General features: G+C 39.9%; 17 protein-coding genes. 6 read left to right on the top strand and 11 right to left on the bottom strand.

Annotation, left to right across the window (positions count from 1 at the left end; translation table 11 throughout):
* Positions 1-177 precede the first annotated feature (177 nt).
* From ACZSMY_RS04090 to ACZSMY_RS04080, 3 genes are all read left to right on the top strand, one after another.
* On the top strand, positions 178-921 hold the full coding sequence (locus ACZSMY_RS04090) for a glycerophosphodiester phosphodiesterase (protein WP_042534265.1): 744 nt from the start codon (positions 178-180) through the stop codon (positions 919-921).
* Positions 922-1,021: 100 nt separating this feature from the next.
* Positions 1,022-1,939 (top strand): ribonuclease Z, encoded by a 918-nt coding sequence (rnz, locus tag ACZSMY_RS04085; protein WP_193062205.1) that lies wholly within the window; start codon positions 1,022-1,024, stop codon positions 1,937-1,939.
* Positions 1,940-1,999: 60 nt separating this feature from the next.
* The gene (locus ACZSMY_RS04080; protein WP_212928222.1) at positions 2,000-3,379 is read left to right on the top strand and encodes an aldehyde dehydrogenase; all 1,380 of its coding nucleotides are present in this window, start codon (positions 2,000-2,002) and stop codon (positions 3,377-3,379) included.
* A gap of 44 nt (positions 3,380-3,423) precedes the next feature.
* Here the strand turns inward: ACZSMY_RS04080 and ACZSMY_RS04075 are convergent, their stop codons facing one another.
* Positions 3,424-4,677, bottom strand: a complete 1,254-nt coding sequence (locus ACZSMY_RS04075) for a DNA polymerase IV (RefSeq protein ID WP_419880316.1) — start codon at positions 4,675-4,677, stop codon at positions 3,424-3,426.
* Between the two features lie 97 nt (positions 4,678-4,774).
* Positions 4,775-5,896 carry a M20/M25/M40 family metallo-hydrolase gene (locus ACZSMY_RS04070; protein WP_042534270.1) on the bottom strand — a complete coding sequence of 374 codons (1,122 nt, stop codon included), beginning with the start codon at positions 5,894-5,896 and terminating at the stop codon, positions 4,775-4,777.
* Between the two features lie 199 nt (positions 5,897-6,095).
* Here ACZSMY_RS04070 and ACZSMY_RS04065 point away from each other — a divergent pair, with 199 nt between their 5' ends.
* On the top strand, positions 6,096-6,224 hold the full coding sequence (locus ACZSMY_RS04065; RefSeq protein ID WP_139089138.1) for a DUF4044 domain-containing protein: 129 nt from the start codon (positions 6,096-6,098) through the stop codon (positions 6,222-6,224).
* A gap of 82 nt (positions 6,225-6,306) precedes the next feature.
* Here ACZSMY_RS04065 and ACZSMY_RS04060 read toward each other — a convergent pair whose 3' ends face one another.
* From ACZSMY_RS04060 to ACZSMY_RS04020, 9 genes are all read right to left on the bottom strand, one after another.
* On the bottom strand, positions 6,307-7,287 hold the full coding sequence (locus tag ACZSMY_RS04060; protein WP_042534272.1) for an aromatic acid exporter family protein: 981 nt from the start codon (positions 7,285-7,287) through the stop codon (positions 6,307-6,309).
* Positions 7,288-7,359: 72 nt separating this feature from the next.
* On the bottom strand, positions 7,360-7,791 hold the full coding sequence (locus ACZSMY_RS04055) for a BrxA/BrxB family bacilliredoxin (RefSeq protein ID WP_042534274.1): 432 nt from the start codon (positions 7,789-7,791) through the stop codon (positions 7,360-7,362).
* Between the two features lie 78 nt (positions 7,792-7,869).
* On the bottom strand, positions 7,870-9,144 hold the full coding sequence (locus tag ACZSMY_RS04050) for a dihydrolipoamide acetyltransferase family protein (RefSeq protein ID WP_465147473.1): 1,275 nt from the start codon (positions 9,142-9,144) through the stop codon (positions 7,870-7,872).
* A 14-nt stretch (positions 9,145-9,158) separates the two neighbouring features.
* Entirely contained in the window at positions 9,159-10,142 is a 984-nt protein-coding gene (locus ACZSMY_RS04045; RefSeq protein ID WP_042534277.1) for an alpha-ketoacid dehydrogenase subunit beta, read from the bottom strand.
* A 2-nt stretch (positions 10,143-10,144) separates the two neighbouring features.
* A complete protein-coding gene (locus tag ACZSMY_RS04040) occupies positions 10,145-11,149 on the bottom strand; it encodes a thiamine pyrophosphate-dependent dehydrogenase E1 component subunit alpha (protein WP_256704734.1) in 1,005 nt (334 codons plus the stop codon).
* Positions 11,150-11,207: 58 nt separating this feature from the next.
* Positions 11,208-12,629, bottom strand: a complete 1,422-nt coding sequence (gene lpdA, locus ACZSMY_RS04035) for a dihydrolipoyl dehydrogenase (protein ID WP_042534281.1) — start codon at positions 12,627-12,629, stop codon at positions 11,208-11,210.
* A complete protein-coding gene (gene buk, locus ACZSMY_RS04030; RefSeq protein WP_256704736.1) occupies positions 12,630-13,724 on the bottom strand; it encodes a butyrate kinase in 1,095 nt (364 codons plus the stop codon).
* A 61-nt stretch (positions 13,725-13,785) separates the two neighbouring features.
* Positions 13,786-14,883, bottom strand: coding sequence for a Glu/Leu/Phe/Val family dehydrogenase (locus tag ACZSMY_RS04025; RefSeq protein ID WP_256704737.1), 1,098 nt, complete (start codon positions 14,881-14,883; stop codon positions 13,786-13,788).
* A 191-nt stretch (positions 14,884-15,074) separates the two neighbouring features.
* Complete coding sequence (locus ACZSMY_RS04020) at positions 15,075-17,117, bottom strand: sigma 54-interacting transcriptional regulator (RefSeq protein WP_256704738.1); 2,043 nt, start codon at positions 17,115-17,117, stop codon at positions 15,075-15,077.
* 212 nt (positions 17,118-17,329) lie between these two features.
* On the opposite strand from ACZSMY_RS04020, the gene ACZSMY_RS04015 reads away from it, so the two are divergent.
* Together ACZSMY_RS04015 and ACZSMY_RS04010 are read left to right on the top strand one after the other, a co-directional pair.
* Positions 17,330-17,563 carry a DUF2627 family protein gene (locus ACZSMY_RS04015; RefSeq protein WP_042534289.1) on the top strand — a complete coding sequence of 78 codons (234 nt, stop codon included), beginning with the start codon at positions 17,330-17,332 and terminating at the stop codon, positions 17,561-17,563.
* A 329-nt stretch (positions 17,564-17,892) separates the two neighbouring features.
* On the top strand, positions 17,893-19,290 hold the full coding sequence (locus ACZSMY_RS04010; protein ID WP_256704739.1) for an aspartate kinase: 1,398 nt from the start codon (positions 17,893-17,895) through the stop codon (positions 19,288-19,290).
* The last annotated feature ends 90 nt before the right edge of the window (positions 19,291-19,380 follow it).

The following is a 19,380-nucleotide window of genomic DNA, read 5'->3' as shown; positions in this document are numbered from 1 at the left end:
CCCTTACTTCATATAATGATTTAAAGTGTGTGACCTTGCTTTCAAAGTGTGAACATCATTTATTAGATGGATATCCTGTGTTTATATATATTGTACAACGAAACAATCCTCCCGTACACTGGTTTAAACATTGACTTACGGGGGAAAATCTAACACAATAAGATTGGGGGTGACACGATGACGTCCATTATCGCACACCGGGGTGCAAGCAATTATGCCCCTGAGAACAGTTTCCCGGCTTTTGAGCTTGCTTACGAGATGAAGGCTGATGGCATTGAAACAGATGTCCAATTAACAAAGGATAATATTCCTGTCCTTTTTCATGATGAAGGTTTGCAGCGTATTTTTGGAGTAAAAGGATGGATTACTCAATTTACGCTGGACGAGCTAAAACAATTAGACATGGGCAAATCCTTTCACACTGAATTTGCAGGAACACGGATCGTAACACTGGAGGAATTTCTAATCTGGATCAAAGATAAACCTTTGATTCTTCATTTAGAATTAAAAAATAATAAAATTGCACATAAGAATCTGGAGAAAATTACATATCAGCTTATTAAACAATATCAAATGCTGGACCGGACATACTTTTCTACATTCTCTGATACCAGTATAACGCGCCTGGCAAGTTTTGATGAAATTTCAAATATCGGTTGGTTAACCAAGCGATCAAGAAGAGATTTATTAGCATATGCCTTGTCTATCGGCGCAACAGCCGTTCATATAAAACACACGCTGCTGCGTCAGCAGCTCATAAATGAAGCGATGAAAAACGGGATTCCGGTAAGAGTGTATACGGTGAATTCAACCCGGCTTTTAAACCGATGCTTTTCTTACAAAGTAAATAGCATATTTACTGATGTACCCAATCGGGCGTTTGCTGTACGCAAAGCATTATATCGCAGTTTTTTGTCTTGATTGAAGAGCGCTTCCTAATTTTTGACCTTCTGCGTTGATGATTGTCGTATATTTGGGTAAAATTTTAAATTATAATATAATATTAAGGTGAGATTGAAACATGGAAATTACTTTCTTAGGCACCGGAGCAGGACTTCCTTCTAAAGAAAGGAATGTAACAGCCGTTGCACTCAGCATGCTGCAAGAATTAAATGAAGTCTGGTTGTTTGATTGCGGAGAAGCCACGCAGCATCAGCTTCTTCATACTAAAATTAAACCGGGAAAAATAAATAAAATCTTTATTTCCCATATGCATGGCGATCATATTTATGGATTACCGGGATTTCTCAGCAGCCGTTCATTTCAGGCAGGCGCAGACAGACCATTAACCATCTATGGTCCGGAGGGTTCAAAGGAATTTATCCAAGCTGCTTTGAAATTAAGCTATACGCATTTAACGTATCCTCTTACTGTTATAGAGATAAAAGAAGGACTGTTATTTGAAACGGAAGCCATCGAAGTATATGCAAAAAAACTTGTCCACGGTGTACCAAGCTTTGGTTTCCGTATTGTTGAAAAAGACAAGCCAGGTGAGCTTCTTGTAGATAAATTAAAAGAAAAAGGGGTACGTCCCGGTCCAGTTTACGGCGAAATAAAAGAAAAACCTTCTGTCACTCTGGAAGATGGCACGATAATTTACCGTTCTGATTTTATCGGCTCGCCCAAAAAAGGAAGGGTTATTTCAATTCTTGGGGACACCACCTATCAGGCGGCGCATAAAGAATTTGTAAAAAATAGCGATCTGTTAATTCATGAAGCAACCTTTGCTGCAGATAAAGAGACACTTGCAGAGGACTATTTTCATTCAACAAATATACAAGCCGCTAAAATAGCGCTTGATGCAGGATGTAAACAGCTAATCTTGACACACATATCTTCAAGATATCAATTTTCAGATATGGATGCGTTTCTGGAAGAGACAAAAGAAGTATTTTTGAATACATCCATAGCCGGCGATTTTAGTGTGTTTCAATTATAGTTTGTGCATCGTTTACAGCTTGCACATCCTCTTGAAGTGAGAAAGGGAGAGACAGATTTGATGACCTTACAAGAAAACTATCAGCAAATTGTTGATGATCATCGAAAATATATTGATCAAGGAAATACCGTTGATTATACGTTTCGTAAACAACAATTAGAAAAAATCAAAAAGATTTTCAAAGATAATGAAGAAGAGATATATGATGTATTAAAAAAAGATTTAAATAAACCTGATCATGAAATAATACTTACGGAGATTGGCATTATTCAAAGCGAATTGGAAGTAGCCATTAAAAATCTCCGCTACTGGATGCAGCCTGAAAAAGTTGCCTCTCCATTAACGCATAAAGGCTCGAAAAGCTATATTATAAAAGAACCGCTCGGTGTTGTGCTCGTTATTGCACCATGGAATTATCCTTTACAATTATCATTAGTACCTGTTATCGGAGCGATTGCAGCAGGTAACTCAGTTATTCTGAAGCCGTCTGAACATGCTCCGCATACATCCGATTTTCTTGCCAGAATCGCAGAAGAGCATTTCGACCCGTCTTATTTCACTGTTGTTCAGGGTGCTGTCGAAGAAACAACAGAGCTGTTAAAACAGCGTTTTGATCACATTTTCTTTACCGGAGGAAGTGCAGTTGGAAAAATCGTGATGCGGGCCGCAAGCGAGCATTTAACTCCGGTAACGTTAGAGCTGGGCGGAAAAAGTCCTGCAATTGTAGATGAAGATGCAAACATCCAATTGGCAGCTAAACGAATTGTATGGGGAAAATATACAAATGCCGGTCAGACCTGTGTGGCGCCGGATTATTTATTAGTACAAGAATCTGTTAAATTCAAGCTTTTAAAAGCAATGAAAAAGCAAATAAAGTCTTTATTTGGCAAGAATGTACTCCAGGGTGAAAATTATTCAAGAATCATAAATCTGGATCATTTTAACCGCTTAAAAGCATTTTTAAATGAAGATCATATTGTTCATGGCGGAGAATATAATGATGAAGAATTAATCATTGAACCTACTATTCTTGATAAAATAGATTGGGAAGACCCTATTATGCAAGAAGAGATATTTGGACCGATTCTTCCCGTATTATCCTTTGAGAATATAGAGGACGCCCTTTCGTTGATTAAATCAAGAGAAAAACCATTAGCACTATACTATTTTGGAGAAAATCCGAGAATGCAGTCTCAGGTAATGGAATACGTTTCATTTGGCGGCGGTTCTATCAATGATACATTCTTCCATTTAGCAAACCCGTATCTTCCGTTTGGCGGAGTCGGGCAGAGCGGAATGGGAAGCTATCACGGGAAAGCCAGCTTTGATACATTTTCACATCAGAAAAGCATCTTAAAACAAACAACGAAATTTGATTTGCCATTCCGTTATTCGGGCGGTACGGTTACTTCAAATATTTTGAAGAAATTCTTATCTTAAAAAAACAAAAGCCTTGATTTTATTCTATTTCAATAGATATAAAATCAAGGCTTTTTATAATCATCTAGGAAATCTTTTTGAAAGCTTGTCCGTGGCTGCTGTTTGTCCTTCTCTTCATTTTTTAAAGATAAAAATATATCTTTTCCGTATTTATCCGTTAATGCTTCCATGGTTTCGTAGAGCTTTTCTTTTTTAGCGTTATCGCGGTAAGTAAACAAATCAAGCTGTTCTCCTACTTGACTCTTCTCCTCTACACTTTGCAAAGAGACACCCAATAGCCGTACAGGCTCTTCATTCCAATGTTTTTTTAATAGCTCCTTTGCGACAAAAAGAATATCTTCTTTTTCATCGATATACCCTTGCAATGTTTTACTGCGCGTAATCGTTTGATGGTTGTGAAAACGAATCATTAATTGAACGCTTTTTCCTGTCGCATTTTTTCGTTTCACTCTTCTTGCTACATTGTCGGTAAGCTGGCCTAACAGCTGGTGAAGTTCATCCCAATCTGTTGAATCATGAGCCAATGTCTGTGAGCTGCCGATACTTTTGAAATCATGTACCGCTTCTGGATCCACAATCCGATAGTCTATTCCATTGGCCAGGTTCTTCATTCTTTCTCCATTAACCCCTAATAGCTGCTTTAATTGATAGACATCATGTACAGCTAAATCACCGATTGTATGAATAGATACTTTTCGAAGTTTTTCAGCAGTCTTCTTCCCGATTCCGTGCATTTCTTCAATTGGAAGTGGCCATAATACGTTAGATAATTCCCGCTTTCGAAGGATAGTTATTCCTAAAGGTTTTTTCATATCTGACGCCATTTTTGCCAGAAATTTATTCGGGGCAATACCAAGACTGCATGGGATATCCAGCTCTTTTAATATCCGCTGCTGCAGGTAATTAGCTATTTCTACCGGCGTTCCGAATCCTTCCGTATCAGTAATATCCAGGTAGCCTTCATCAATCGAAACCGGCTGGACGAGCGGTGTAATTTCTGAAAGCATCTTAAAAATAGCCCGGGACGCTTCCCGGTATCTGTCAAAATTAGGCCGCATCAATAATAAATCGGGGCATAATTTTTTTGCCTGCCACACGGGCATCGTCGTTTTCACGCCTTTTGCTCTGGCTTCATAGCTGCTTGTAACAATAATCCCCTTCCGCTCTTCCGGGTTTCCGGCGATTGCAATCGGCTTTCCTTTTAATTCCGGATTATGCGCCATTTCTACCGAAGCATAAAAGCAGTTCATATCTATATGGAAGATAACTCGTCTTTTCGAATTGACCGGCTGTTCCATCATAACACCTCTATTCTTAACAAAAGAAGAACACACTCCATCATGGAATGCATTCTCCTTTTTCACAGAAAGCCGCTCCAAGAATGGAAGCTTTATCTTATTTTGCTGCGATTTTAACAATTTCCACAACAAATTCAGTTACTTTCACAAGATCTTCCACTTTAATCCGCTCATTGGTCGTATGAATCTCCTCGTAGCCAACTGCCAGATTAACGGTAGGGATTCCATACCCTGCAATCACATTGGCGTCACTGCCTCCGCCACTCTGTTCTAATTTACTTTCTCTGCCGATTGCTTTTGCAGCTTCTCTGGCAACTTCAACCACCTGATCTCCCGCTTTAAAATGATAGCCGGGATAAGCGATTGCTATCTTTACATCAGCGGAACCGCCAAGCTCTTCAGCAGCCTCTTCAAAAGCTGCTTTCATTTTCTCGACCTGTTTTTCCATCTTCTCTTCAGACAGGGAACGTGCCTCTGCTAAAATTTCTACATGATCTACAACAATATTTGTCTGTTTGCCGCCCTCAAAGCGTCCGATATTAGCAGTTGTTTCCTTATCAATACGTCCCAAAGGCATTTTAGAAATAGCTTTAGAGGCAATCGTAATGGCAGAAACACCTTTTTCCGGCTCCAATCCAGCATGTGCTGTTTTGCCGGTTATGGTTGCATGGATTTTCGCCTGCGTGGGTGCAGCCACAACAATATCACCAACGTTTCCATTACTGTCTAGCGCATATCCATAACGAGCATCTAACTTCGAGGAATCTAACGCTTTAGCGCCTACCAGACCAGATTCTTCTCCTACAGTAATAATAAATTGAATCTGGCCGTGAGGAATATTGTTTTCCTGAAGCACTTTAATCAGCTCAAACATGGCAGCTAAGCCTGCTTTATCGTCTGAACCTAGAATTGTCTCTCCCTCTGAAGAAATCACGCCATCTTTAATAATTGGATGTATACCCTTCCCGGGAACAACCGTATCCATATGGGAAGTAAAATAAATAGCATCCGCACCGTCTTTGGTTGCAGGCAATGTACAAATTAAATTTCCTGCACCATGACCTGTCTGCTCTTTTGCATTATCTTCTTCCACCTGCACACCTAGAGCTTCCATTTTTTTGGTTAAAACCGATGCTATCTCTCTTTCGAAACCTGTTTCAGAATCTACCTGCACAAGTTCTAAAAATTCATTAACTAATCTTTCTTCATTCACACTCATTTGCGTAACCTCCTACCTTCTAGGCTACTATATTTTCTCTTTTTTTTACAGTAGAATGAATTAGAGTCTAAGTTTCTCTCATCCGTTAATTAAAATCCGGAAGAACATTTTAAGAAAAACCATACGATTAGCTTGTCGGATGAATCATTTCACGTTAAAATAGCGGTAGATGATATCGGATTCTAAAGGGGGATATTTCATGGCAGCAAAGCAATCTGTGCAAAAAAAGCGTTCAAAACGTGAACGCCGCACGAAAATGATTATCTATTTCATGGTCGCTCTAATGCTTATTTCAGCAATTACAGCTGGACTGGCTGCATTTGTTTAAAAATAAAAGGCTGTGCCAAAATGATTATTTCATTTTGGCACAGCCTTTTGATATGGTTCCAATCTTATGTAAAAAGGAAAAGTTAAGCTTCTTTTTTCCTTTTCTTCCAAGGCGTTACGTCACTTTTTTTGAATTTATTTTTTATAATCAAGTACTCTTCTATTTCATGTAATAATTGAAATAAGTGCGCCCTTGTTTCAAACGCTTCTCTCGTTTCCGGTAACTCCTCCGCGTGAAATTCCCGCTTTAATTCTTTTAACTGCTCTAAAAAAGTAATTGCTGTATTTCCTGGATGGACAGCTTTAGATAATCGCTCAAAGAAATCTGCAATCTCAAGGGCAATATGATCTGTCTTTGGAAGATGCGTAACAAGCGGAAGCATTTTCTTCAACAGCTCAAACTGTCTTTCTCTCATCCTAAAATAATTATAATAGGTATGCTCATTTCGTAATAAATGGTTATCTCTATCCCGGATAACTAACTGTTTTGCTTCAGCCAGGATATCCTCTGTAGCTGCTATTTCTTTTCCTTGCCACGCGTCATTTTCATCCCGGATATACAAAGAATATTCATATAGAATACGGCTGAAATTCTTTTCTAACTGTGCTTGCAGCTTCTTTAATTTATTATCCAAGCTTGGCATATAAATATTCAACAGAAGTCCTACCCCCAGCCCAATGGTAATTAGAACGAACTGCTCGCCGACCAGAGAAAGTGTTACACCTCCAGAGCCATATAAATTCAGCATGACAACGGAACTGGATGCAATTCCTGGAGTTGCTTTTAATCTAACCGTTGCTGGAATAAATAAAAGAAGCAGTAAAAATATAGAAATTGTATGATAGCCTATTAATTCAAAAATAACACATGAAAAAACAACGGCTGCTGTACATGCAATAAACCGCTGCCACGCACTTAAAAAAGAAGATTTTCTCGACGGCTGGATACAGAGAATCGTTAATATTCCAGCGGAAATAAAATTTGAAAGACCAACCCATTGTGCCAACGAAATTGCAATGGGAGTTCCGATAGCAGTTTTTAGGGTACGATATCCAATTTTCACCCTTTATAAACCTCCTGATATATATTCAGAATACACAAAGAAGGCTGCCTGATGACAGCCTTTTAATATCTCTTATACTTCTTCGCAATATTGATCAAACAGGCCTTGAAGCTTCGCAGATACTTCCATGGCGCTATGTCCTTCAATCTCATTCCGCTCTACCATATCAAGGATTTTTCCGTCCTTAAGCAATGCGAAACAAGGAGAGGATGGCGGATATCCTTCAAAATAAGTTCTTGCCTGCTCTGTCGCTTCTTTATCCTGTCCGGCAAACACCGTGACTAAGTGATCTGGACGCTTATCATAATGAATCGCATTCCCTGCTGCTGGACGGGCTACACCGCCGGCACAGCCGCATGTTGAATTCACCATGACAAGTGTAGTTCCTTCACGAGTCAGCGCGGCATCTACTTCCTCTGCTGTACGTGCTTCCTCATAACCTGATTCTGTTATATCTGTTCTTGCAACGTTAACAACATCCTGCATAAATAAATCGAAATCCATTGTACTTCACCCTTTTTACTTAAAATATAATTATAGCTTATCAGCTAGCAGTTAAAAATTCAATCTATTCGTGTTGGCTTAATAAAGGGTTATAGTTGAGTCGTTCATCCCTTCAAGGATTTCTTTCACACTAGATAAAAATCTTCCGCATACAAGACCGTCTAAAATACGATGGTCTAAAGAAAGAGATAAATTCACCATATCGCGGGCAGCAAACATATCATTGATAATGACAGGCCGTTTTACGATAGATTCGACTTGTAAAATCGCTGCTTGCGGCGAATTGATTACTCCCATTGACGAAACCGAACCAAAGGAGCCTGTATTGTTGACAGTAAAGGTACCGCCCTGCATATCCTCCGGTGACAGCTTACCCTGACGTGCTTTGGATGCTAAGGTAGTAATATCACGGGCAATGGCTTTAATCGTTTTTTCATCTGCATGCTTAATAACTGGAACAAATAATTCTTTGTCTTTCGCCACAGCAATGGATAAATGTATATCTTTTTTCTGAATAATTTTATCTCCGGCCCACATGCTGTTTAATTCAGGAAATTCTTTTAAACCTTGAGCCACAGCTTTTACAAAGAAAGCAAAAGGAGTTAACGAAAAGCCTTCCTGCTGCTTAAATGATTCCTTTACACTGTTCCGGTATTTTACTAAATCTGTAACATCTACTTCCACCTGCATCCATGCATGCGGGATTTCCTGTGTGGACCGGACCATATTCTCTGCAATTACTTTCCGGACACCTTTTACAGGGATTTCAATATCTCCTGCTGCGCTTTGGATACTTTCTTTTTGCGCAGCAGCAGGTGTTTCTTTTCCAGCAGCAGTATCGGATTTCTTTTCTTGTGAAGGGGCTGGTTCTTCTTGCGCAGAAGCACTGCTTCCAATGTGTTTTTCCACATCTTTTCTGGTAATTCTGCCTCCTCTGCCCGTTCCTTCGATTTGGTTCAAATCAATGCTGTGCTCTTGAGATAAACGTAGTACTGCCGGTGAATATCTTTTTTTCATAGAGCTTTCTGTATTTTCAGCATGCTCAGCTGTGTCCTTTTCCACTGTATTTGTTTCTTTTTCAGGAGCTGCTTCCGCATCCTCTGAAGCGGCTTGCTCTGTCTCTATATAACAGATTAGGGAACCAACTTCTACCGTTTCCCCTTCTTCTGCTGCAAGCTCTGTTATTTTACCTGTATAAGAAGATGGGATTTCGGCGTTTACTTTATCCGTCATCACTTCAGCAATCGGGTCGTATTTATTCACTTGATCCCCGACGGAAACCAGCCAGGTACTAATCGTTCCCTCTGTTACACTCTCACCAAGCTGAGGCATTGTCATTTTTTCCACACTCATATTTCTACCTCCAATTAATATTCTGCAAGGTCACGCATTGCTTTTTCCACTTTATCCGGATTTAACATAAAGTATTTTTCCATGGACGGTGCATAAGGCATTGCCGGAACATCCGGACCTGCCAGGCGTTCAATAGGTGAATCCAGGTCAAATAAGCAGTTTTCCGAAATAATTGCAGCCACTTCACTCATTACACTGCCTTCTTTATTATCCTCTGTAACAAGCAAAACTTTTCCAGTCTTACTGGCTGCCTCAATTATAGCTTCTTGATCTAACGGATATACCGTACGTAAATCAAGAATATGCGCATGAATGCCATCTGCTGCTAATCTTTCCGCAGCCTGCAATGCAAAGTGAACACAAAGTCCATAAGTGATGACAGTAATATCATCCCCTTCTCTTTTTACATCTGCTTTACCGATTGGCAGAACATAATCCTCTTCCGGAACCTCTTCCTTTAACAGACGATACGCACGTTTATGTTCAAAAAATAGAACAGGGTCATTATCTCGGATTGATGCCTTTAATAATCCTTTCGCATCATATGGATTCGACGGCATAACAATTTTTAATCCCGGCTGATTCGCAAACAATGCTTCTACTGATTGGGAATGATATAAAGCACCATGTATCCCGCCGCCGTATGGAGCACGGATGGTTATCGGACAATCCCAATCATTATTGGAGCGATAGCGTATTTTGGCTGCTTCGGAAACAATCTGGTTGACCGCAGGCATAATAAAATCTGCAAACTGCATCTCAGCAATCGGCCGTTTCCCATACATAGCTGCACCGATAGCAACACCGGCAATTGCTGATTCCGCTAATGGGGTATCTAATACACGTTCTTCACCAAACATATCGTACAGCCCGTCTGTTGCTTTAAATACGCCGCCCTTTTTTCCTACATCTTCCCCAAGAATAAAGACATTCTCATCTCTTTGCATTTCTTCCTTTAAAGCTTTTGTAATTGCTTGTATATAAGACATCACAGGCATGATTATTCCCCTCCCTTATCCAATTCCTCATAAACATACTTCAACGTATCCTCTGGAGCTGCATATGGGGCTTCTTCTGCATATTCTGTTGCTTCATTAACAAGTTTATTGACTTTATCATGAATTTCTTTTTCTTTGGCTTCATCCATTATTTTCTTTTCTTTTAGCTTTTCAGCAAACGTAACAATGGAATCCTTCTTTTTAGCTTCTTTTACTTCATCCATTTCACGATAAGCACTGTCATCATCATCACTGGAATGGGCAGTAAAACGATAGGTTACCGCTTCAATCAATGTCGGCCCCTCTCCTTTTACCGCTCGTTCTCTCGCTTCTTTTACAGTTTGATACACAGCTATCGGATCATTCCCGTCCACAGTAACTCCCGGCATGCCATAAGATGATGCCCTCTCTGAAACCGTTTTGCTGGCTACCTGCTTATCATACGGAACAGAAATAGCATACTTATTATTTTCCACCATGGTGATCACCGGCAGCTGATGAACACCGGCAAAGTTTAATCCTTCATGAAAATCACCCTGATTAGAAGAGCCCTCTCCTAATGTCACAAAGGTCGCAATATCCTTTTTATCCATTTTCGCTGCTAATGCAACGCCTACTGCATGAGGAACCTGTGTTGTTACTGGAGAAGAACCGGTTAAAATACGATTTTTCTTCTGTCCGAAATGACCAGGCATTTGACGTCCGCCTGAATTTGGATCCTCAGCTTTGGCAAAGGCAGATAACATTAATTCTTTTGCTGTCATTCCAAAGCCTAATACAAGACCCAGATCCCGATAGTACGGAGCGGTATAATCGACCGTTCGATCCAGACCAAAGGCCGCTCCGACCTGTGCTGCTTCCTGTCCCTGACAGGAAACGACGAATGGTATTTTCCCCGAGCGGTTTAACAACCACATTCTTTCATCAATTTTTCTTGCTAATAACATCATTTCAAACATTTCTAAAGCCATCTCATCACTTACATTTTCCCAAGATGTTTCTGTCATTATTTTTCCCTCCTTCAGCCATTTCACATGATGACATCATGCAGACTGCCCAGATAGTTTAACCATGAATTTGTAACCCGTCGACTGCCAGTGCTGCTTCACCGATAATTTCTGATAAGGACGGATGCGGGTGAATAGTCTGGCTGATTTCCCATGCTGTTGCGTCGAGCACTTTTGCTAATCCAGCTTCTGTTATCATATCTGTCACATGGGGACCAATCATATGAACCCCAATTAAATCCTGTGTCTTTTTATCTGTGATTATTTTGACAAAACCATCTGATTCACCATAAACCAATGCCTTTCCTACTGCTTTAAATGGGAACTTGCCGATGACAAGGTCATATCCTTCTTCTTTGGCCTGTGTTTCCGTCAAGCCGACACTTGCAGCTTCCGGACTGGCATAGATACAGCTTGATACCGTCTGGTAGTCTATCTCTTGGGTATATTCCCCTGCCATATGCTCCACAGCAGCAATTCCCTCATGGGAAGCCACATGAGCCAGCTGCATGCCTCCAATAACATCGCCAATAGCGTAAATATGTGATTCTTTTGTTTGATAAAACGCGTTTGTGTCAATCGTATGATTAGAAATTTGAATTTCCGTATTCTCTAAACCAATATTTTGGATATTCGCTTTTCTGCCGACAGATACAAGCAGTCTGTCAGCTTCAAATCTTTCTTTTTTATCACCGATTACTGCTTCTATCACGATGCCGTTATTTTTTTCTATTGTATCCGTCTGAACATTGGCTCCGGTTATAATATTGACGCCTCTTTTTTTCAACTGTTTTTCCATCTCTTTTGCGATATCTTTATCCTCTGTCGGCAAGATTTGCTTTTGAAATTCCAAGACGGTTACATCAACTCCAAAATCGTTTAGCATGGAGGCCCATTCGATGCCAATAACTCCGCCGCCTACAATAAGCATTGATTTAGGCAGGTCCTTCATTTCTAAAGCTTCATTTGAGCTGATGAGGTACTCACCGTCAAAGTCCAGACCAGGTAATGTATTCGGCTGCGATCCGGTCGCAATTAAAACATTTTTAGGAAGCAGCATATCATTTTCATTTCCATTTTCATATTCAACAGAGATAGTTCCAGGCATTGGAGAAAAGATACTTGGTCCAAGAATGCGGCCGAACCCTTGATAGACATCAATCTTTCCCTTTTTCATTAAACCCTGGACACCTTTATGCAGCTGTTCAATAATCTCATTTTTTCTCTGCTGGACTTTTGAAAAGTTTAAGACTGGTTCGTTTACCTCTACTCCGAATGCATCTGCTTTTTTTGTCTGCTGAAAAACCTCTGCACTGCGAAGTAATGCTTTAGAGGGTATGCAGCCTCTGTGTAAGCAGGTCCCTCCCAGCTCAGATTTCTCTACTATTGCCACTTTCATGCCTAATTGAGTGGCACGAATAGCAGAAACATAGCCTCCTGTTCCGCCCCCTAAAATGACTAAATCGTACTCAGTTGCCATCTAATTTGCCTCCTCTGCAACATATATCTTTTCTTTCTGGGTATTGTTTAAAACCTCTAATACGCCCTCATTCATCGCTTCTAAATCATTTTTACCAGGAAACACCATCACATCGGCAATCCAATTGACTCTTGGAATAACCGCATCAATAACAAAATCATTTTCATTGATTTTTCCAGTAAAAACAATGCCATCTACTTCTCCATGCAATACCGTGCTCATTGCTCCAATTTCTTTAGCAATCTGGTATGCCTGTGCCTCAATTACTTCTTTCGTATACTGATCACCTTTCGTCAGCCGGGAACGGATGATGGAAGGGTCCTCTGTATGCAGATATGCTTTGATTCCCCCATCCTGCTGGACATGATTCCACAAAAAATCTTCATCTGTAGTGTATTGTTCAGATAGATAAGTCAGAAATCCTTTTAACGGTATACTGCCGGATCGATCGATAGTAAACGGACCCTCTCCGTCTACGCCATTCGTTACATCAATAATTTTGCCGCTATGATGGGATGCAATGGTAATCCCTCTTGCAATATGAATGGAAATGAGCTTTAACGAATGATAGGCTGAACCAATTTGTTTTGCCGCAATCCGGCCGGCATGACGATGATTTAGCGAATGAAAGATACTGGCTCTCTCTATTTCCGGTATACCTGTATATTTTGCAATGGTTTGCAGTTCATCTACTACCGGAGGGTCAACAATATATGCTTGTATATTTAAATTCTCAGCAATTTCATGGGCTAGAACAGCTCCCAAATTGGATACATGTTCCCCGTAAGCATTTGTTTTTAAATCATATAGCATCGCGTTATTCACTTTATATGTTCCGCCGCTGATTGGACGCAATAGTCCTCCCCGCCCGCATACACTAATAAAACGTGATGTATTCATTCCATCCAAATCAAGCTGTTCAAATATAGCCTGCTTTCTGTACGGCACTTGCTCCATCAGCTGTTCAAAACGATGCAGTTCATCTTCGTTATGTGAAATTTTTTGCTGATATAAAAGATGATTTCCTTCAAATACACCGATCGTGGTGAAATACAAGTCGGGGTAGATAACTAAAATACGACCACGTTGATTCACAAAACACCCTCCAATATGCCGTTCTTCCAAAGCTGTAAATGATAAGTACAACAGTAAATTTCTATTGTCGGCGGTCTAAAATATTTCGCTCATTTGTAAGAAATTGACTGCGTGATTGTTGTTTTGCTTGAATTCTTTCCTCAGCCAGACGATCAGCCGCAATATAAGTCGGTACCTGATCACGATTAGAAATGGCAAAGACCTGCTCCAGATTTTTATAGATGCGCTGTACATTATGTAAAGCGCGATCGCGATTGTAACCAACCAGTTCATCTGCAACATTGATTACCCCGCCTGCATTGATCACATAATCAGGAGCATATAAAATTCCTTTTTGATGCAGAATATCTCCATGTTCATGACTCTGCAGCTGATTATTAGCCGAACCTGCAATTACTTTAGCTTTCAGCCTCGGTATCGTATGATCATTAATGGTTGCTCCAAGTGCGCAAGGAGCATAGATATCGCATTCCACATCATAAATATCATCTGGATCGACTGCTTTGGCATTAAAATCATTTTCCGCACGCTTCACAGCTTCCTTATTAATATCTGTAACAACTAATTCTGCGCCCTCTTCATGCAATAATTCGCATAGGCTGTAAGCCACGTTTCCGACTCCTTGAACTGCAACAACTTTGCCCTCTAAAGATTCTGATCCGAATGCTTCTTTTGCAGTTGCTTTCATCCCCTGATAAATTCCCCATGCAGTAACAGGGGAAGGATTGCCGGCAGTTCCGCTGTAGGAGGACAATCCCGTTACATATTCTGTTTCAAGCGCAATTTGATCCATATCTGATTCATTCGTTCCTACATCCTCAGCAGTGATGTATCTTCCATTCAAGCTTTGGATATAACGACCGAATGCACGGAACATTTCCGGATTCTTATCCTTTTTGGGATCTCCGATAATTACTGTTTTTCCGCCGCCGAGATCTAAGCCGGCTGCCGCATTTTTATATGTCATTCCACGAGCTAAACGCAGTGCGTCTTCGATAGCTTCTGCTTCTGAACGATACGTCCACATTCTGGTCCCGCCTAATGCTGGTCCTAATGTCGTGTCATGAATGGCAATAATAGCCTTTAGCCCTGATTGTTTATCCTGACAGAAAAGTACCTGTTCATAATCGTATTTTTCTAAGTAACTGAAGATTTCCATCTTAACCCCTCCTGTAATACATCGTGATTCACTAATCATACATACTTATTTAAAATGACAAATGAATCCAACTCCTGAATGGTATGCTATTGTAATACATTTGTCAGTATTCCCTATTTACCACGGAGAACCCTCCGTAAATTTTCCACAGCATGATATACCTGCCCTTCCTGCAAAATGTTGCAGACACCTTATTCAAGCTGATATTTTTCAAGCTTATAATACAAATTGCGGACAGATATTTGTAACGCTTTTGCTGTCTTTGTCTTGTTTTTATTACATTGCAGATACACTTCCTGCAAGTATTTTTTTTCAAAACGATCTAACGCTTCCTGTAATTTTAATGGTTTATCTGTCTGTACCATATCCGGTCCTGCTGTCATTTCTTTCGTTTGCAATTTAGGCAAATGAGATACTTCAATCTGCTCCTCCATGTTGCCGATAAATATCATGGAATGACTGATAACATTAGCCATTTCCCTGACATTCCCCGGCCAATGATATGCCATTAGTTTTTTTAACGCTTCATCCGATATCTTTTGCACATTTTTTCCATATTCTTCGTTCAGCTGATGGATGATATGCTCCACCAACTCAGGGATATCCTCCTCCCGTTCCTTTAGCGATGGGATGGATATTGGAAGTTTATTAATGAGATAATAAAGATCTTCACGAAATTTCTCATTCATCACAGCCTTCTCCAGATTTGTATTCGTTCCGGCAATCACGCGGACATCAACCGGCACCGAATTGGATGCGCCGACTGGAGTGACTCTGTTCTCCTTGAGTACATGGATTAATTTTTCCTGGATTGATAAAGATAATTCACCAATTTCATCAAGAAAGATGCTTCCATTGTTCGCCTGTTCAAACAGACCTTCCTTTTTTTTCAAATGTTCTGCCTGCTCCTCTGCCGAACCAAACAGCTCTTTTTCCAGCATTGGTTCTGACAATGCAGCACAGTTCACACGAATAAATTTATTAAATTTCCGATCACTTTCATGGTGTATTGCATGGGCGAATAATTCTTTGCCGGTGCCGGTTTCCCCTCTCAAAAGAACAATAGCCGGTGCTTTGGCAGCTACTTTTGCCTGTTCTAAAGCAAGCTTCATTTCGGATGAGTTACCAATAATATCATCGAATGTATACCTTGCTTCCAAATTACGGATGATTTGTCTGGCACGCTTTAACTCCCTTGTCACAGATTGTAATTCACTGACGTCATGGAGCACGCCAACACTGCCTTTTATCTTTCCTTGTACAATCACCGGCGCCCCGTTAACGATAACATCTTTTTTTGACGGTCCGACCTTCATATGTACACCGCGAACAGCACGCCGGTTTTTTAAGACCTTCATGTGCACACTGTCCCCTTCAGATATATCTACTGTTGCCGGCTTCCCTATTACTTCCTCTTCGGTCAGACCAGTGATTCTCGTATAGGCGGGATTAATAATTAAGCCTTTTCCATGCTCATCCACCACACTGATTGCCTCATCCGAAGATTTAATAATGGCTTCCAGCATGGTTTTGATTTCATTCAAATCGGTATTTTCTTCTGCTAATTGCACTACTTCCGTAATGTCTTTAAAAACAGCAAAGGCTCCCACTAAATCTCCTGTTTTATTAATAATGGGGATACGTGAAGCAATCACTTTCTTGCCATTATCTAAAATTGTCTTTTGGTTTAACTCTTTTCTTTGACTCCTTAACACGTGAGATAAACGGCTTGTTTTGAGTAAATCTTTGATATGCTTCCCTTTGTAGTCTTTTTCTTTTTTGCCGAGAATTTGTTCCGCCCGGCGATTCAACAGCTGAACCTGTTCCATTTTATTGACAACAATCATGCCGTCATTCATATGGTTTAAAATTAATTCCAAACGGCTCGCCTGTACTTTTACCTCATCTGTTAAAACAGTTTTCTCATGAATTAATTCATAAATAATATTGGCTACAGAACCAGGGATGATAATTGTCTTTCTTGGAAACAGCTCAATCATCTTTTCAAATAATTCCTCTTCGCCTGTTACGTTAATTACAATATCAATGTCATGGTGAATCCAATCTTTCCACTCTGTACTTGTATGAACATCCATTTCTTCCGCAAGCTTCATAGCAGGAGCGTCTGCTTCCTTGTCAACGATTGCACAAATCTGCATGCTTTTTGTTTCTTTAAACAGGCGGAATAATGCTGTACCACCTTTACCAGCGCCGACTATCAGAATTTGCTTCATACTTTTCATCCACCTTGAATTTATTTGCACAGTTTCATCATACGATACCATGCATAATTTAGCAAATGAATTCTATTTCTATTTTTCGACGTATTTTGATATACTTATAATGAAGTTTTAAGAAATTGTTTGATTAAAAATAAAGAGGCATCTGAACGGACAGAAGATTGATGAATGATTGCAAGTATATCTATAAAGGAGCAGGAGTTTTTATGCAAAGAAACCTCGCTTTAATCATCCTATTTATTCCAGGGGTGATTGCAGCTTTTGGTATTAAATTGATGCGGGATACGCTTTTTGATACATTTTATCCATTTTTTATTTTTGGAAGCATTCAATTTATTGTTGGTTTAATTCTTTTTCTCGGCGGTTTGTTATTCCTTGGCGGTTTTATTGTCTACAGAGACAGGAAGAAGCGCAGTCAAGAAAAGGAATCAGCAAGCTGATCTATCCTGTTTCATTGAAACGGGATTTTTTCATTTAAACTACATTTCCGCTACACTGTTCATGCTTGCAGTAATACTAAAAATGGAATTTGATTCATCCCTGCTAAACACTTGTTTTTCCTTCTAAATGGCCTAAAATGGTAAACATTTGTCCAGCAAAGAGAATAAAAATGGTATTTTCGTTATTTTTCTTTCTTTTTTTCATTTTCCTCTTTAATTTAACAGAAAATATGTTATATTAGTAAAAATAAAAAATACCACGCACTAAAAATCTTCGTAACTAAAATAGCTAGTTTATAGTGGGAATTTTGAAATGGGGTATCATGTAAATGAAAGTAGCAAAATTTGGAGGAAGTTCTGTAGCAAATGCAAAACAGATTAAAAAGGTAGCGAATATCATTAAGTCTGATTCCTCCCGAAAAGTGATTGTTGTATCTGCACCAGGGAAACGCTTCTCAGATGACGTAAAAATGACAGACTTATTAATCGAGCTTTGTTATGCAAAACAGCAAAATCAAGATCATGATTTGCAGTTACAAAACATCATGGTTAGATTTCAAGAAATAATAGAGGATTTGGGCCTTGACCAGTCTATTTTAGAAGATATTCAGCAAACCATTGAAAAGTATCTTCAGTTTGATATATCACCTATGGCACAGCTTGATGCTTTAAAATCCATCGGTGAAGACAGTTCTGCTAAAATCGTAAGTGCTTATTTAAAGCATTTAGGCTTAAATGCAAGCTATGTCAATCCAAAAGAGGCTGGAATTTTTGTCAGTAATGAACCTGGAAATGCTCAATTATTGCCGGAAAGCTTTTCTAGAATTTATAAACTCAGAGAACGCGAAGGTGTATCTGTCGTCCCCGGATTCTTTGGTTATACCGAAAATAATGATTTAGTTACCTTCTCCCGGGGCGGTTCCGATATTACTGGAGCTATCTTAGCTGCAGGTACCAAAGCAAGCTTGTACGAAAATTTCACAGACGTTGATTCAGTGTTTGCGGTAAATCCAAACTTCGTAGAAAATCCTAAAGATATTACTGTTCTAACATATAAGGAAATGCGGGAATTATCTTATGCCGGCTTTTCTGTATTTCACGACGAAGCGCTTATCCCGGCTTTTAAAGAAGAAATCCCGGTCTGTATCAAAAACACCAACAACCCGGAAGCTCCCGGCACAATGGTTGTTGCAGAAAGAGATTCCACAGATCAATGTGTAGTAGGCATAGCAAGCGACGTCGGCTTCTGCAGCTTATACGTCAGTAAATTCCTGATGAACAGGGAAGTCGGGTTTGGCCGAAAGCTGTTAAATATTTTTGAAGATGAAGGAATTTCCTTTGAGCACGCACCTTCTGGAATCGATGATATGTCTGTTATTTTTAGAGATCATCTTTTCACACCTGAAAAGGAACAGATTGTTATCGACCGAATCCGCAATGAGTTGCATGTGGATACCGTAAGTATTCATCGCGATCTGGCTGTTGTTATGGTGGTCGGGGAAGGACTGGTAAATACAATCGGTGTTGCCGCTAAAGCTACCGCATCTTTTGCTAAGGCTGGTATCAATATTGATATGATTAACCAGGGATCTTCGGAAGTATCCATGATGTTCGGTGTTCACGCAGTGGATTTGGAAAAAGCGATTCAGTCACTGTACAAAGAATTTTTCACAGAGGATGAATCCAATTTAACTTTCCCTTCTGCAGCCGCAAGAGGCCATCAATAATAAGCAAATATAAGGCATCGCCCAGGAACGGAATCCCCGCTCCTAGGCGATGCTTTTTTTTTGAAACAAATCCCGTTATGCAAACGTATA

This window comes from Oceanobacillus sp. B139/18, from assembly GCF_055524595.1.
Note: the sequence above shows the minus strand (reverse complement) of the source record. Positions and strands in the feature narration are given on the sequence as shown.

Coding starts and splice junctions, on each gene's coding strand:
- ACZSMY_RS04090 (WP_042534265.1), top strand. CDS start 178: ATGACGTCCATTATCGCACACCGGGGTGCAAGCAATTATGCCCCTGAG.
- rnz (WP_193062205.1), top strand. CDS start 1,022: ATGGAAATTACTTTCTTAGGCACCGGAGCAGGACTTCCTTCTAAAGAA.
- ACZSMY_RS04080 (WP_212928222.1), top strand. CDS start 2,000: ATGACCTTACAAGAAAACTATCAGCAAATTGTTGATGATCATCGAAAA.
- ACZSMY_RS04075 (WP_419880316.1), bottom strand. CDS start 4,677: ATGGAACAGCCGGTCAATTCGAAAAGACGAGTTATCTTCCATATAGAT.
- ACZSMY_RS04070 (WP_042534270.1), bottom strand. CDS start 5,896: ATGAGTGTGAATGAAGAAAGATTAGTTAATGAATTTTTAGAACTTGTG.
- ACZSMY_RS04065 (WP_139089138.1), top strand. CDS start 6,096: ATGGCAGCAAAGCAATCTGTGCAAAAAAAGCGTTCAAAACGTGAACGC.
- ACZSMY_RS04055 (WP_042534274.1), bottom strand. CDS start 7,791: ATGGATTTCGATTTATTTATGCAGGATGTTGTTAACGTTGCAAGAACA.
- ACZSMY_RS04050 (WP_465147473.1), bottom strand. CDS start 9,144: ATGAGTGTGGAAAAAATGACAATGCCTCAGCTTGGTGAGAGTGTAACA.
- ACZSMY_RS04045 (WP_042534277.1), bottom strand. CDS start 10,142: ATGCCTGTGATGTCTTATATACAAGCAATTACAAAAGCTTTAAAGGAA.
- ACZSMY_RS04040 (WP_256704734.1), bottom strand. CDS start 11,149: ATGACAGAAACATCTTGGGAAAATGTAAGTGATGAGATGGCTTTAGAA.
- lpdA (WP_042534281.1), bottom strand. CDS start 12,629: ATGGCAACTGAGTACGATTTAGTCATTTTAGGGGGCGGAACAGGAGGC.
- ACZSMY_RS04025 (WP_256704737.1), bottom strand. CDS start 14,883: ATGGAAATCTTCAGTTACTTAGAAAAATACGATTATGAACAGGTACTT.
- ACZSMY_RS04020 (WP_256704738.1), bottom strand. CDS start 17,117: ATGAAGCAAATTCTGATAGTCGGCGCTGGTAAAGGTGGTACAGCATTA.
- ACZSMY_RS04015 (WP_042534289.1), top strand. CDS start 17,330: ATGCAAAGAAACCTCGCTTTAATCATCCTATTTATTCCAGGGGTGATT.
- ACZSMY_RS04010 (WP_256704739.1), top strand. CDS start 17,893: ATGAAAGTAGCAAAATTTGGAGGAAGTTCTGTAGCAAATGCAAAACAG.